The organism is Yersinia sp. Marseille-Q5920 (genome assembly GCF_946902935.1).
In the GTDB taxonomy this organism is placed as follows: Bacteria; Pseudomonadota; Gammaproteobacteria; order Enterobacterales; family Enterobacteriaceae; genus Yersinia; species Yersinia rochesterensis.
Genome location: NZ_CAMPQA010000003.1, coordinates 96,596 through 111,558 on the forward strand (window position 1 = coordinate 96,596; position 14,963 = coordinate 111,558).

Here is a 14,963-nt window from a genome sequence, read left to right on the forward strand (position 1 = left end):
TGATGCGGTTATGGAAACGCCCTCAACCGATGCAGCCAATTGCTATCATTTTTGTTGGCTCCTCTTTGGCTTATTACGTGCTGATGACGACGTTTTCCACTTATCTCCATGAACATTTACGTTTTCCTATTACCACTGTCAGCGTCATTATGTTTGGCTACATTTTAGTTTCACGGTTATCCAAAGTCGCACTGGGGCCGTGGTTTGATCGCCTGACTTTTCGTTCCGGCCTGATTTTCGCGCTAGGCATCGCCGCCAGTGGTTTTTTATTAGCATCGTCGAATGCTCTCATGGGGGAATTCGCCCCTTGGTGTCTGTGTATCGCTGGAGTGGGTGTTTCCTCGGTTGTCTTGCTGACTCAGTCATTTATTGCCAGCCAGAAACAACTTCGGTCTCACAATGCGACAACCTCGGCTGATTACTCCTTTCTCTATATCTTGATGAATGGTTCGGCGTTGATTGCCCCTATCATCGGCTTTGAAATCCTACGCTATGTACCCCAAGGGCTATATTGGATTATCGGTGGCCTCTATATATTACTGCTGGTCTATTGCCTGATATACATCTCGGGGACTGAGTGCAAACCGCCCCCAGCTCCGCGCCTGACACTCGCTGACTGGCTCAAGCCCTTTAAAAATCGCAATTACTGCCGCTTCCTACTGGTCAACAGTTTATTATGGATGCTGCATGCCCAGCTTTATTCCACCATCCCTCTCTATACCCGCGAGACCTTCGATGACGAAAGTAATCTGACACTGTTCTTTATCGTGGAAGCGCTATGCGTCATGGTGTTGCAGCATTGGGTCAGTCTCTATATTAATCAGTATATTCCATCTTATTATCCTGCTGTCGCTCTGATGTTATTCTCTGTTTCTTTTTTCCTGATTTATCTTGCTCAGGATATGGTACTGATTCTATGGGCTGCGGGGGTTTTCTCCCTGGCTCTTATGGTGTACATGCCCAGCGCAGATGCAAATAATGCTGCATTTGCTGACCATGGCAGTTTCGCGACCTATTTTGGTTTGCTATCACTGTCAGCAACATTGGGTGATTCGTTAGGCAATATTTTGGGAATGAGGTTGTTGGCTTTCCTGTTACAAAGTGGAAATGTCTCACAATACTTTTTCTGGCTCGCCGGGATAACCGCAGTGCTGGCAATTTTTTACCGCAATCCGTATAACTGTTCTCTATGATTTTTCCCTATTCCTCTATCAAAATTGATATCAGACTTATGAATGAACAACTGAGCAGCATTATTGCAAGCGAAATACAGGCGCGACCGGAGCAAGTGATTGCTGCAATACGCCTGTTGGATGAAGGTAATACCGTGCCCTTTATTTCACGGTATCGTAAGGAAGTTACCGGCGGATTGGATGATACCCAGCTGCGCCAGTTGGAAAGCCGTTTGGGTTATCTGCGCGAACTTGAAGACCGCCGCCAAACCATTCTTAAATCAATAGAAGATCAAGGCAAGCTCACCGAGCAACTCGCCGGTGCCATTAACGGCACCATGAGTAAAACCGAGTTGGAAGATTTATACCTTCCTTATAAACCCAAGCGCCGCACCCGTGGGCAGATTGCTATTGAAGCCGGTCTGGAACCCTTGGCAGACAGCTTATGGCATGATCCACAGCAAGACCCAGAACAGGTCGCGCTCGCTTTTGTCGATGCTGAAAAAGGCGTGGCGGATACCAAAGCGGCACTGGATGGCGCGCGCTATATCCTGATGGAGCGTTTTGCGGAAGATGCAACATTGCTGGCGAAAGTGCGCCAATACTTGTGGAAAAACGCCCATTTAGTATCAAAAGTAGTGGAAGGCAAAGAGCAGGAAGGCGCTAAATTCCGCGATTACTTTGATCACCACGAACCTATCGCCCAAGTCCCTTCTCACCGCGCCCTAGCGATGTTCCGTGGCCGTAATGAAGGTGTGCTGCAACTGGCGCTGAATCCCGATCCCCAGTTTGACGAGCCGCCTCGCGAGAGTCAGGGCGAACAGATTATTATCAATCACCTGGATCTGCGCCTGAATAATGCGCCGGCAGACAGCTGGCGCAAAGCGGTGGTCAACTGGACTTGGCGCATTAAGGTGCTGATGCATCTTGAAACCGAGTTGATGAGCACCTTGCGTGAACGGGCCGAAGACGAAGCTATCAATGTATTCGCCCGTAACATGCAAGATTTGCTGATGGCGGCCCCAGCAGGGATGCGCGCCACTATGGGCCTCGATCCGGGCCTGCGCACCGGGGTAAAAGTGGCGGTAGTTGATGCTACCGGCAAGCTGGTTGCCTTCGATACCATTTATCCTCATACCGGGCAGACGGCAAAAGCCGCCGCTGTAGTGGCCGCCCTGTGCATCAAACATCAGGTTGAATTGGTAGCGATTGGTAACGGCACCGCATCACGGGAAACCGAGCGCTTCTTTACTGAGCTGCAACAGCAGTATCCGGCGGTGACGGCGCAGAAAGTCATTGTCAGTGAAGCCGGGGCGTCAGTTTATTCAGCCTCGGAGCTGGCGGCACTGGAATTCCCAGATCTGGATGTTTCCATCCGTGGCGCGGTCTCTATTGCCCGCCGCTTGCAAGACCCGTTAGCGGAACTGGTGAAAATCGACCCGAAATCCATCGGGGTCGGCCAATATCAGCATGATGTCAGCCAAAGCCAATTGGCGAAAAAACTGGATGCGGTGGTAGAAGACTGTGTAAACGCCGTGGGAGTCGATTTGAACACCGCGTCCGTGCCATTGCTGAACCGAGTCGCCGGTTTGACCCGCATGATGGCGCAAAATATTGTGAACTGGCGTGATGAGAATGGCCGCTTCCATAACCGCGAACAATTGCTGAAAGTCAGCCGCTTAGGGCCAAAAGCCTTTGAACAGTGCGCCGGTTTCTTGCGTATCAACCACGGGAATAACCCGCTGGATGCCTCAACAGTGCATCCAGAGGCCTATCCGATTGTCGAGCGTATTTTGGCCGCCACCGAGCAAGCTTTGCAGGATTTGATGGGCAATGCCACGGCCTTGCGTAATCTCAATGCCCGCGATTTCACCACCGAGAAATTTGGTGTGCCGACGGTCACCGATATCTTACGCGAGCTAGAAAAACCGGGCCGAGATCCCCGCCCTGAGTTTAAAACGGCGACCTTTGCCGAGGGCGTGGAAACACTGAATGACCTGACGCCGGGTATGATCCTCGAAGGCTCAGTGACTAACGTGACTAACTTTGGTGCGTTTGTCGATATCGGCGTTCATCAGGATGGTCTGGTGCATATTTCCTCACTGGCAGATAAATTTGTCGATGACCCGCATAAGGTGGTGAAAGCCGGCGATATCGTCAAAGTTAAAGTCATGGAAGTGGATTTGCAGCGCAAACGTATTGCTCTGACGATGCGCCTTGATGAGCAACCGGGTGAAAGCGGTTCACGCCGGGGTAATGGCGGTGAAAACCGTGCCAATGCCAATAATTCCAGTAATAACAGCCGACCACGGAATAATAATGAATCCAATAGCCGCCCAGCAGCCAAAGGGCGCGTAGACAGCAATTCTGGCAGCAACAACAGCGCCATGAGTGACGCGTTGGCTGCGGCGTTTAAAAAGCGCTGATATCGGAGCTGAGGGCCACATTTGTGACCCTCAGCTTGCTTTATTCACTTTCTGCATGGCATTTGTCAGTTAAAACTCATCCCTAACGGGTTATTGACCCTCTACGCTCATATTTTTTTCTTCTATAAGATTGCTGGGTTATCTTCTAAATTAATTAGCACGCAATTCTTTTATCCAGTGTTAAATCGAGTATCACCCTGGCTGATTTAACATCATAGTTAACATGCGGTTTAATTTGGTCCGCTATGGCTGTTAATTTATAAATAATTACCATAGCATTCTAATAGTTAATTAGAATGCGAATGTTATTTGATTCAAATCATAGTGAAATGATTATGTTAATAATCGGTATTTATCATTATGGATAACGGTTTATAGAAACATTCAGTTAACTGATTTAACTCATTGTTCGCATTTGCGATTGTGCTAATTTGATGGTAAAACAAGCGCAAATAAAAATCAGACTCATTAATTATAAAAATGAGATCGTAATGAATATTTACTTTTGAGTATTTAACCTGAGTTGAATATGAAAACGATTCTTACTATTATTACTTTAATTATTACGTCTTACAGACTCTAAATAATTTGAGTTGCAGGAAGGTAGCCAATGCACATGCAGCTTGAAGTATGGCGAGTAGGGTGGAATCACTCTGAATACTGGTACATCAATAACGATAATTAATTACCTACATTTCAAGAGGCTCTTATGCATTTGATCCCACAACGTTCCTACAAAATTGTTGGTTTCTCACCTGAAATTAGCCCCGCTTACCGGCAGAAATTGTTGTCTCTGGGTATGCTACCCGGCTCTTCATTTAATGTTGTTCGCCTAGCGCCCTTAGGTGACCCTATTCAGATAGAAACTCGTCGGGTCAGTCTGGTGCTCCGTAAAAAAGACTTAGATTTGCTGACTCTCGACCTGCAACCCTAAGATTTCAGGTCAATTCTTTATTTTTCAGGTCAACTTCTTGTTTTTCAGGTCAACTTCTTATTCTGGTTGCGGGGTGATGCAAGATAATCGCCTTGCGCAAGCTGACTTTCATTTATTGATTATCACGTTGGATTATGAAAACACTCACCATTGGCCTAATTGGCAACCCCAATGCGGGTAAAACTACCCTTTTCAACCAGTTAACTGGCGCTCGCCAGCGAGTTGGTAACTGGGCCGGGGTCACTGTCGAGCGCAAAGAGGGCCACTTCAACACCGCGCAACACCAAGTGACTTTGGTTGACCTGCCGGGAACCTACTCACTAACGACCATTTCAGAGCAAACCTCGCTGGATGAGCAAATTGCCTGCCACTATATTTTGAGCGGCGAAGCGGACCTGCTGATTAACGTGGTGGATGCCGCCAATCTGGAGCGCAATCTCTACCTGACACTGCAACTGCTGGAGCTAGGCATCCCCTGTATCGTGGCTCTGAATATGCTGGATATCGCCAAAAGCCAGCACATTGATATTGATATTGAAGCCCTTTCTCAGCAATTGGGCTGCCCGGTTATCCCGCTGATCTCGACTCGAGGGCGCGGTATCAATGAATTAAAAACGAGCATTGATGAGTTTCAGCCCGTCACTTTTAAAGCTTTGATTAACTACCCGCCGGTGCTACTGCATGAAGTGGAGAAGCTGGTGCAGGAAATGCCGCCCTCCTTGCCGGTTCAACAACGCCGCTGGTTGTCCCTGCAAATCTTGGAAGGGGATATTTACAGCTTGGCGCGTGCGGGTATAGCTGCGCCACGCCTTGAGCTGGCACGTGAAAACCTACGGAAAAATCAGCACGAAGACTCAGAACTGGTGATCGCCGATGCCCGCTATCAGAGCATTGCCCGTATCTGCGATATCGTCGGCAACTCACAGCAAGCCGAACCCAACCGCCTGACACAAGCACTCGACAAAGTGATCCTGAACCGCTGGTTGGGCGTGCCTATCTTCTTGTTTGTCATGTATTTAATGTTCGTCTTGGCCATTAATATCGGCGGGGCGCTACAACCGATATTTGATATCGGCTCTGCGGCCATTTTTATTCAAGGAATACAATGGGTTGGCTATACACTGCATTTCCCGCAGTGGCTAACTATCTTCCTGGCCCAAGGGGTCGGGGGCGGGATAAACACCGTGCTGCCGCTGGTGCCACAAATTGGCATGATGTATTTGTTCCTCTCCTTTTTGGAAGATTCTGGCTATATGGCCCGTGCCGCGTTTGTTATGGACCGGCTGATGCAGGCGCTGGGGTTACCGGGTAAATCTTTTGTGCCGTTGATTGTTGGTTTTGGCTGCAATGTACCCTCGATTATGGGCGCACGCACCTTGGATGCTCAACGCGAGCGATTGATAACTATCATGATGGCGCCGTTTATGTCCTGTGGCGCGCGGCTAGCTATATTTGCAGTATTTGCCGCCGCATTCTTCGGCCAGGACGGGGCCAGTATCGTCTTTTCTCTCTATTTACTGGGGATTGCCGTCGCCATTCTCACCGGATTGGTTTTGAAATACACCATCATGCGCGGTGAAGCATCACCCTTTGTGATGGAATTGCCGGTTTATCATGTGCCGCATCTCAAAAGTCTGTTATTACAAACCTGGCAACGGTTGAAAGGATTTGTCCTGCGCGCCGGGAAAGTCATTGTTATCGCGAGTATTTTTATTGGCGGTTTGAACAGTTTTTCTTTCAGCGGCAAAGCCGTCGACAGTATTAATGACTCGGCGCTGGCTTCTGTTAGTAAAGTATTAACGCCATTACTGTCGCCAATGGGGATTCATGAGGATAACTGGCAAGCGACTGTGGGCTTAGTCACCGGGGCCATGGCCAAAGAAGTCGTGGTGGGGACATTGAATACCCTTTACACCGCCGAACAAATTAAAAATGAACCTTTTGATGCTGAAAGCTTTAATTTATGGGGTGAATTGGCCGGAGCGGTTGATACCACCTGGCAGGGGTTAAAAGATACTTTTAGCCTCAGTGTGTTATCCAACCCTATTGAAGCCAGTAAAGGTGACGGCGAAATGGCGGCCGGTTCGATGGGGATGATGAGTAGCAAGTTCGGCTCCAGTATTTCAGCCTACAGCTACCTGATTTTCGTCTTACTGTATGTGCCTTGTGTCTCGGTGATGGGGGCGATTACGCGGGAAACCAGCCGCGGCTGGATGACTTTCTCAATACTGTGGGGGCTGAATGTTGCTTACTCACTGGCCACCTTGTTCTATCAAGCGGCCACTTTCCGGGATCACCCGCAACAGAGTCTTAGCATTATCGCATTGGTTATTATTATTAATGTTTTAATCTTGTTGGGTTTGCGCCGGGCGCGCAGCCGGGTCACCGTGAGATTACAAAACAATACACCCACCAGCAAGTGTTGCCAGCGCTCTGGCAATGACTGTCATTGATGAGGAGAAGCTATGGCAAGCCTGGTGCAATTGCGCGATGCAATCGCCCTTAGCGGCAACACTGATGCCAAGCAGTTAAGCCACCAATTGGCGCTGCCTTTACCTCTGGTTGAGGCAATGCTGGAAAAGTTGACCGCAATGGGCAAGATTGAACGTATTGAGCAAGATAATAGCGGGTGCCTCAGCGGCAATTGCAAGCGTTGCCCTGAGGGAAAGAATCAATGTAACACAGTGATTTATCACTTGAAAAATTAACAGCGCACCAAATGAGATGCCCACTTGGGCATCTCTGCTAACATTATTTATAGACTTCTGCATCGGCAGCAAACTTCCCTTTCTCGCGCTCGGCAATAATCAGGTAATACTTACCGCCTTTCTCGTCTGCCAATTTTGACAGTTCATGCTTCACGTCCATTGGCGATGTTGCTTCACCCGAAGTCGAGATTGTGCCAATTTTTTCGTAATTTTTAGCTTCTTCTTTAGTAATTTCTTTAGCCGCCATCGCGCCAAAAGAAACCCCTGTCACCACCAGAGCTACCGCCAGATTTTTCAATAAATTCATACCGAATACCTCGCAAATGAATGATTAATGCTTATAAGTATTGTACTAATGCACTAACAATTATTAATTAAATTTAATATTTAGCCATTAAATCGACGATTAAATTTTATTTAGCCGCTCTTTTCAACCGGCTCTTATCGCCAGCCATGGTGCTTCGAAAGCCCAAAAAATAGAATGTCAGCGGCTATTCTGTTGCGCGAAATCGATAATTAGTTTTGAAAATTCATCAGGATGAGAAACAAATGGCGCATGGGCACATCCTTTCATCACCACCGACTGCGTGTGCGGCCATTTGCTATCTAACAATGAGGCGACATTGCGCGGCACCAGCCCATCCAGATAACCATAAATACGCAAAAAAGGCAGAGAGCAGCCGGCTAACGCTTCGCGCAAATCCGCCGTGCGCAGGATATCTAACCCACCGGTCAAGACACTCACTTCCGGCATTTGGTGTTGCAATACAACCGCTTTCAACAAACGGGCATCCTGGCGTGCGCTTTCCGTCCCCAAAGTTTGCAGCGCCAAAAAACGTTCAACGGTGCGCTGGAAATCCTCACTGAGTTGTTGTTGGAAACCCGCCAAAACCTCTGGGCGGATACCCGGCCACTCATCATGAGCCGCAAAACACGGGGAAGAAGCCACCGTGATAAGCCCACTGACCCGCTCAGGGTGCTGCAAAGCTATCTGGCTAGCAACCAACCCGCCCATTGACCAACCCAGCCATATAGCTTGCTTAGGGGCTTGTTGTAAGACTATTTCAGCCATTTCAGACAGTGACATCGCACCAAATTCATTGCTGCGGCCATAGCCAGGGAGATCGACTAAATGCAGGCGAAAATGCGGCGCGAGTCGGTCAATTATGCAATGCCATACTCCTGCATTCAGCCCCCATCCGTGCAGTAACACAAGATCGCGATCGCCTTCACCGCAGACGTTCCAATAAAGTTGTTTCATACGTTAGTATCCTGTCGCCTTAACCTGTATAGCAAGGAAGATATACATGCTAACAATCATCAGCCAATGTTGGCTATGCCAGCAACCGCTGTATCACCCAAAGCACGGTATTTGTTGCTACTGCCGCCGCCACTTACCCCCATTACCGCCTTGTTGCCCTTACTGCGGCTTACCTTGCAGCAATACAGCTTTGCCTTGTGGCCGGTGTCTTCAGCAACCACGGCCCTGGATGCGTATGATATTTGTCAGCGATTATATTCCCCCATTGAATGGGTTGATAAAAAAGCTAAAATTTAGCGGGGCGACCTCACTGGCACCGGTATTGGCTCGATTATTCTTACTGCGCTGGCTCGATGTTTGGCGTCACGGTAACGTCATCAAACCGGACAGAATTATCAGTGTACCGCTGCACCGCTGGCGTTGTTGGCGGCGCGGGTATAATCAAACAGATTTATTAGCGCGCCCATTGGCTCGCTGGCTGGGTTGCGACTACAGCAATACCACCTTACGCCGCATTCGAGCGACGCCCCCTCAGCAGCAATTAAAAGCCACCGCACGGCGGAAAAATATGCAGGGAATATTTCGCTGCATGGAGCCTATTCGCGGCCAACATATTGCTCTGCTGGATGATGTTGTGACAACAGGCAGTACACTGAATGAGATTGCCAAGTTACTATGGGCTCAGGAGATCGCCTCATTGCAGGTCTGGTGTCTCTGCCGAACCTTGTAGTCACCCTAACAATGGGCGTATTATAACCGACAAGAATAGTCAACTATTGAGCAGATGCCATGATCACAATAACAGACGCAGCACAATCTCATTTTGCCAAACTGTTGGCAAATCAAGAAGAAGGCACCCAAATCCGCGTATTTGTTATCAACCCCGGTACGCCAACCGCCGAGTGCGGTGTGTCTTACTGCCCACCGGATGCCGTTGAAGCAACAGATACCGTACTGAAATTTGAGCAGTTATCAGCTTATATTGATGAGTTGAGCAAACCTTATCTGGAAGACGCTGAAATCGATTTCGTCACTGACCAGTTAGGTTCTCAACTGACACTCAAAGCCCCTAACGCAAAAATGCGTAAAGTGGATGACAATGCTCCGCTGATGGAGCGGGTTGAGTATGTGCTGCAATCACAAATTAACCCGCAATTAGCCGGTCACGGTGGCCGTGTCACCTTGATGGAAATCACGCCAGATGCATTGGCTATCCTGCAATTCGGTGGCGGTTGTAACGGCTGTTCCATGGTCGATGTGACCTTGAAAGAAGGCATCGAAAAAGAGTTATTGCAGAAATTCCCAGAATTGAAGGGTGTGAGGGATTTGACCGAGCATCAGCGCGGCGAGCATTCTTACTACTAATTATCCTGCGTCCTTGGCGTTACAGCGGTGTTAGCGGCACTTGAAGCAATGTGACGAGTATATGTTTTGACGTTGAGCGCAATCAGGGATATTGCCGACAAAGACGATGGCCCGAGTGAGCCGCCACGGACGGCGGCGAAAAGCGCGCTTGGGCAGGGATGCCCATCGCGTTGGCTCGATAAGGCTAGCGGCTGCTGGAGGGAATGGCGCAGCCACAATATTTCGCGCAAGGCGCGGGATTGTTAAGGGTGTGCGCCCACACCCTTAACCGGTTTAAGCATCAAGAGTTAGGTGAGCGGCAATCTCATGTCAACCGAACCCATCACCTAATAACCCTTTGTACGACCTAAAAGGTCACCCCGCTGAAACATTCTTGCGGCGCTTATCCAAATCTTTCAATAAACGATTAACCTGGTCGTCGGCGAACATCTCTTCCAAAGTTGATGTCAACTTACGCCGCCAGTTTGGATACTCATCACTGGTGCCAGGAATGTTGACTGGAGCAGCCATATCCAGCCAGTCTTCCGGCTGCAAACCCAGTAACGCACTGGCACTATCAGCCACATAGCGCTGCAATCCGCGGTTGAGAACAGGGCTCATCGATAGCAACGATGCTTTATGACCCACTTTCTTTGGCACACAATCATAATGATGCAGCCCTTCCAGCAAACCTTGTTTCGCGCGCTCTCTATCAAGATAGAGCTGTTTCAACATCTGTTGGTCCGGATATAACCCCAACTTACTTCCTAACGTCAAATCATCACTTTGCCAATAACCGCGCAGAGTCGGCAAGTCATGGGTGGTGATGGTCGCCATCGCCTGTACCGGATAAGACTGTGGTGCGCGGAAGGTGTTTTCGCTGTCATGCTCAAAATAGAGCACTTTATAGGAATACACCCCGCTGTCGCGCAACTTGGCGACAATCTCGACCGGCACCGTGCCTAAATCTTCACCAATGACCATGCAGTTGTGACGCTGGCTCTCTAAAGCTAATATCGCCAGCAAATCATCGACTGGGTATTTAACATAAGCTCCTTGATCGGCGGTTTGGCCGTAAGGAATCCACCACAAACGCAATAACGCCATGACATGGTCAATACGCAGCGCGCCACAACTGGTCATATTGGCCCGCAGCAAATCAATAAAAGGCTGATAAGCGCGAGCGGCCATGACGTGCGGATCCATTGGCGGCAAGCCCCAATTTTGGCCCAGCGGCCCTAAAATATCGGGCGGTGCTCCCACAGAAGCTTTAAGACAATATAACTCGCGATCACACCAGGTTTCAGCGCCACCTTCTGCTACGCCAACCGCCAAGTCACGATACAAACCCAGCGGCATTTTTCGTGTTTGACTGATATGGAAACAATCATCAAACTGGCTGGCGGCCAACCACTGCAACCACAGATAGAAATTCACTTCATCCGCATGCTCACGGCAAAAATCAGCCACACCACTGCTGTGCCCATCACGATATTTTTCCGGCCATACCGGCCAGCCCCACATCATCGGGTCATTTTCACTCAAATGAGCATGAAGAGCATCAAAAGCGGCCTGTTGATGCAGGCTACTGCCACCTTGTTCAACAAATCGATGGAAAGCCTGCACCCGCGCATCTTTTGCTTTGCGGGCAGTAAAAAGCGGGAAAACCAAACGCAAAGCGGCTAGTTTGAGTTGCATCACTTGCGGATAATCAACCCATTCGCTAGCGCGCGCTTTCGCCAGCGCACTTTGTGTCTCGGACTGGTTCCACCAAGTCTGCGCGGCTTCGCTGCTGTGGAATTCATCCACGCGATTGACGTCAATATAAATCACATTCAGCCAGCGCCGTGAAGAGGGGCTGTAGGGGCTGGCACTTTGTGGATTTGCCGGATACAGCGCATGAATCGGGTTAAGGCCAATAAAGGCCCCACCGCGCTCACCCACCTGCTCCAACATCTGGGTTAAGTCGCCAAAATCACCAATACCCCAGTTGCGCTCGGAGCGCAGGGTATACAGCTGCACACAGGCTCCCCAGAGTTTTTTCCCTGCCAACAAGGCATCCGGTTCAAAACAGCGCTTCGGCGCGACGATAACCGAACACTGCCACTGTTGTAAGCCTTGTTCCAGCACCAAACGGTGATAGCCCTGCGGCAGTGAGGCTGGCAAGGTCAGCGTCTTTTTGGCACTGATACGCCCTTGATGTAAATCACCTTTTTCGGTCTGTAGCTGCCAGTGATAATCGCCTGAACCCGCCATTGGCAGCTGCATTGCGCTGCCAAAAGTAAATACTTTTACCGGTGGTAATGGTGCTTTTTCTGTCTGGGAGTCAGAGGGCACACTGGTGCGCCCCATGGCCGCCAACAACTGCTGCTTAGTTTGTGCCGAAATAGCCTGCGGCTTACCATGCGCATTAATATAGTTGGCGGCTATCCCTGCCAGTGTCGCTGCTTGATCGAGCGATTTACGATCCATGCAGTCTTCTCCTTAACGTTTGGCTTGCCAGATCCGCGTTTGATAATCGCGAATTGAACGGTCAGAACTGAACATCCCTACCCGAGCGGTGTTAAGAATGGTACGGCGGGTCCATTCATCCTTATCGCGGTAAAGGGCATCAATTTGCTTCTGTGCCTGACAATATGAAGCAAAATCAGCGAGTACCAGATAAGGGTCACCCCCTTCCAACAGGCTATGCAGCATCATGTCAAATGCGTGTTTATCACCTTGGCTGAATGCACCGCTGGCGAGCTCATCCAAGATACTTTTCAGATGTGGGTCAGATTTCAAATATGCCTGCGGCTTATAACCTTTCGCCAGAATGGCTTTTACCTGTTCAACGGTGTTGCCGAAAATAAAGATATTTTCGTCACCGACCTGTTCAGCAATCTCGACGTTAGCGCCGTCCAGTGTGCCCACCGTTAATGCGCCATTCAGCGCCAACTTCATATTGCCCGTCCCAGAAGCTTCTTTACCAGCAGTGGAAATCTGCTCGGACACATCTGCCGCCGGGATCATCAATTCTGCGACCGAAACACGGTAGTCAGGAATGAACACCACTTTCAGGCGATCTTTGACGATCGGATCATTATTGATCTTCTCCGCCGCCTGATTAATCGCATAAATAATATTCTTAGCTAAATAATAACCTGGCGCAGCTTTCGCCCCGAACAGGAATACACGCGGGGCAATATCCAGGTTCGGGTTGTCACGAATCTGGCGATACAGCGAAAGAATATGCAACAGATTCAAATGCTGACGTTTATATTCATGCAACCGCTTAATCTGTACATCAAAGATAGCATCCGGGTTAATAGTTATCCCCATAACGCGCTTAACATATGCAGCTAATTTAACTTTATTGTCATATTTGATCTGCTGATACTGTTGGCGGAAAGCTTTATCTTCGGCATAAGACTCAAGCCCGGCTAATGCATCCAGATTATTTGCCCATTCCACTTTTAATGTGTCGTCAATCAAACCTGACAAAGCCGGGTTACATTGCTTCAACCAGCGGCGCGGGGTAATACCATTAGTAACATTGTGGAATTTATTTGGCCATAATTGATAGTATTCAGGGAACAAATCTTTGATAACCAGATCTGAGTGCAACTGTGCAACGCCGTTGACGGCAAAGCCGCTCACCACGCACAGATTGGCCATCCGCACTTGTTTATTATGGTGGACTGCCAGCTTGGCCCAGACCTCTTCGTCGCCCGGCCATTGCTTATCGACCAACTTCTTAAACTGCGCATTGATTTGCTTGATGATGACAAAATGACGTGGCAGCAAGCTACGCACCAGTTTTTCATCCCAGCATTCAAGCGCTTCGGGCATCAGAGTGTGGTTGGTGTAGGCAAAAGTTTTGCTGGTAATCGCCCAAGCAGCATCCCAACTGAACTGATGCTCATCCAGCAACACGCGCAGCATTTCAGGAATGGCGATAGTCGGGTGGGTATCATTCAACTGAATGACTTCATAATCTGGCAATTCAGCCAGCTTGCGGCCCGCCAGATGGTGCTTGCGCAAGATATCGGCCACCGAACAAGCACACTGGAAATATTGCTGCATCAGCCGCAGACGTTTACCGGCCAGATGATTATCATTTGGATACAGCACTTTAGTCAGCTTTTCTGCTTCAACACCATTTTGCTCGGCAAGCAAGAACTTACCGTCATTAAAATTAGTTAAATCAAATGGATGCTGATGAGTGGCTTGCCATAAACGCAAGGGTTGAGTGACGCCATTACGAAAGCCCAGCACCGGCAAATCCCAAGCTTCGCCACGTAAGGTAAAGGCCGGACGCCATAACTGACGGCCATCCGCCTGTTTCTCCAGCTTGCCACCAAAGCCAACATCCACCGCCAGCGCGGCATTGTGGCGGAACCACGGGTAGCTTTCGCGCTGCCAATTATCCGGTGCTTCCTGCTGCTTACATTCACTGAAAGATTGGCGGAACAAACCATATTGATAATTCAGACCATAGCCAGTGGCGGGCTGCTCAACTGTCGCCATTGAATCAAGAAAACAAGCCGCCAAACGGCCCAAACCACCATTGCCCAATGCGGGGTCAGTTTCCTGTTCTAACAGGTCGCTCAAGTTAACCTGCTGCTCCGCCAACAGCGCCTCTACTTGGTCATACCACCCCAGGTTAATCAGATTATTGGCAGTTAAACGGCCAATTAAAAACTCCATCGAAATGTAGTTAACATGGCGCTGTACTTTTTTGGCTGGCTGTGGGGCGGGCTGAGCTGACAGTTGCTCGGCCAATGCCGCGCTGACCGCTTCCCACCATTGGTGTTGGGTCATTTGCTGAGCAGAAGTTAAACCAAAGCGCTGCCACTGGCGGGCCAGTGCGGCCAGGAAATCGTCCTTTTTAAGCATAAGCTGTGACATAGGGAAGTCTCTAATCCTGTGAGTGGGGTAATTTTACCCTTATCCTGCCAATGAGAATGGACAAGAGCATCATCCTGCCGGGTAGTTAGCTGGGGATGAGTCGCAGGGCGTAGCTAAAATTGTGATCCGGTGCAACTTACAGCCACAGGAAACATTAACTCTATTGCAATAAGATGGCCGTTATCAGACCTTAGCAGTGCTGATTAATTACGAGGCTAAAAATAATTA

General features: G+C 49.2%; 12 protein-coding genes. 8 read left to right on the top strand and 4 right to left on the bottom strand.

The genetic code is table 11. The features are described 5' to 3' along the window. Window positions 1-2 precede the first annotated feature (2 nt). From OVO64_RS05760 to OVO64_RS05780, 5 genes are all read left to right on the top strand, one after another. Window positions 3-1,193: an MFS transporter gene (locus tag OVO64_RS05760; protein WP_230852362.1), complete on the top strand. Its 1,191-nt coding sequence runs from the start codon at window positions 3-5 to the stop codon at window positions 1,191-1,193. 38 nt (window positions 1,194-1,231) lie between these two features. Then, window positions 1,232-3,598, top strand: a complete 2,367-nt coding sequence (locus tag OVO64_RS05765; RefSeq protein WP_050291835.1) for a Tex family protein — start codon at window positions 1,232-1,234, stop codon at window positions 3,596-3,598. Between the two features lie 709 nt (window positions 3,599-4,307). Beyond that, window positions 4,308-4,532: a ferrous iron transporter A gene (gene feoA, locus OVO64_RS05770; RefSeq protein WP_005186094.1), complete on the top strand. Its 225-nt coding sequence runs from the start codon at window positions 4,308-4,310 to the stop codon at window positions 4,530-4,532. A 134-nt stretch (window positions 4,533-4,666) separates the two neighbouring features. Continuing rightward, window positions 4,667-6,985 (top strand): Fe(2+) transporter permease subunit FeoB, encoded by a 2,319-nt coding sequence (gene feoB / locus OVO64_RS05775; RefSeq protein ID WP_145510063.1) that lies wholly within the window; start codon window positions 4,667-4,669, stop codon window positions 6,983-6,985. Between the two features lie 12 nt (window positions 6,986-6,997). Further along, window positions 6,998-7,240, top strand: a complete 243-nt coding sequence (locus OVO64_RS05780; protein ID WP_038637278.1) for a FeoC-like transcriptional regulator — start codon at window positions 6,998-7,000, stop codon at window positions 7,238-7,240. Window positions 7,241-7,283: 43 nt separating this feature from the next. On the opposite strand, the gene OVO64_RS05785 is transcribed toward OVO64_RS05780, so the two are convergent. Together OVO64_RS05785 and bioH are read right to left on the bottom strand one after the other, a co-directional pair. Further along, on the bottom strand, window positions 7,284-7,547 hold the full coding sequence (locus tag OVO64_RS05785) for a YdgH/BhsA/McbA-like domain containing protein (protein WP_038637281.1): 264 nt from the start codon (window positions 7,545-7,547) through the stop codon (window positions 7,284-7,286). Between the two features lie 177 nt (window positions 7,548-7,724). Then, a complete protein-coding gene (gene bioH / locus OVO64_RS05790) occupies window positions 7,725-8,501 on the bottom strand; it encodes a pimeloyl-ACP methyl ester esterase BioH (protein WP_038637283.1) in 777 nt (258 codons plus the stop codon). 46 nt (window positions 8,502-8,547) lie between these two features. On the opposite strand from bioH, the gene gntX reads away from it, so the two are divergent. From gntX to OVO64_RS05805, 3 genes are all read left to right on the top strand, one after another. Further along, entirely contained in the window at window positions 8,548-9,231 is a 684-nt protein-coding gene (gene gntX, locus OVO64_RS05795) for a DNA utilization protein GntX (RefSeq protein ID WP_038637286.1), read from the top strand. A 59-nt stretch (window positions 9,232-9,290) separates the two neighbouring features. Beyond that, window positions 9,291-9,866, top strand: coding sequence for a Fe-S biogenesis protein NfuA (gene nfuA, locus OVO64_RS05800; RefSeq protein WP_038637289.1), 576 nt, complete (start codon window positions 9,291-9,293; stop codon window positions 9,864-9,866). 66 nt (window positions 9,867-9,932) lie between these two features. Then, entirely contained in the window at window positions 9,933-10,112 is a 180-nt protein-coding gene (locus OVO64_RS05805; RefSeq protein WP_162484228.1) for a hypothetical protein, read from the top strand. A 108-nt stretch (window positions 10,113-10,220) separates the two neighbouring features. Here OVO64_RS05805 and malQ read toward each other — a convergent pair whose 3' ends face one another. Further along, window positions 10,221-12,317, bottom strand: coding sequence for a 4-alpha-glucanotransferase (gene malQ, locus OVO64_RS05810; protein WP_267248664.1), 2,097 nt, complete (start codon window positions 12,315-12,317; stop codon window positions 10,221-10,223). 12 nt (window positions 12,318-12,329) lie between these two features. Next, window positions 12,330-14,735, bottom strand: a complete 2,406-nt coding sequence (malP, locus tag OVO64_RS05815; protein ID WP_038637293.1) for a maltodextrin phosphorylase — start codon at window positions 14,733-14,735, stop codon at window positions 12,330-12,332. Window positions 14,736-14,963: the final 228 nt, after the last annotated feature.

Excerpts from the sequence above, each read along its gene's own strand:
- OVO64_RS05760 (WP_230852362.1), top strand. The coding sequence starts at position 3 with ATGCGGTTATGGAAACGCCCTCAACCGATGCAGCCAATTGCTATCATT.
- OVO64_RS05765 (WP_050291835.1), top strand. The coding sequence starts at position 1,232 with ATGAATGAACAACTGAGCAGCATTATTGCAAGCGAAATACAGGCGCGA.
- feoA (WP_005186094.1), top strand. The coding sequence starts at position 4,308 with ATGCATTTGATCCCACAACGTTCCTACAAAATTGTTGGTTTCTCACCT.
- feoB (WP_145510063.1), top strand. The coding sequence starts at position 4,667 with ATGAAAACACTCACCATTGGCCTAATTGGCAACCCCAATGCGGGTAAA.
- OVO64_RS05780 (WP_038637278.1), top strand. The coding sequence starts at position 6,998 with ATGGCAAGCCTGGTGCAATTGCGCGATGCAATCGCCCTTAGCGGCAAC.
- OVO64_RS05785 (WP_038637281.1), bottom strand. The coding sequence starts at position 7,547 with ATGAATTTATTGAAAAATCTGGCGGTAGCTCTGGTGGTGACAGGGGTT.
- bioH (WP_038637283.1), bottom strand. The coding sequence starts at position 8,501 with ATGAAACAACTTTATTGGAACGTCTGCGGTGAAGGCGATCGCGATCTT.
- gntX (WP_038637286.1), top strand. The coding sequence starts at position 8,548 with ATGCTAACAATCATCAGCCAATGTTGGCTATGCCAGCAACCGCTGTAT.
- nfuA (WP_038637289.1), top strand. The coding sequence starts at position 9,291 with ATGATCACAATAACAGACGCAGCACAATCTCATTTTGCCAAACTGTTG.
- malQ (WP_267248664.1), bottom strand. The coding sequence starts at position 12,317 with ATGGATCGTAAATCGCTCGATCAAGCAGCGACACTGGCAGGGATAGCC.
- malP (WP_038637293.1), bottom strand. The coding sequence starts at position 14,735 with ATGTCACAGCTTATGCTTAAAAAGGACGATTTCCTGGCCGCACTGGCC.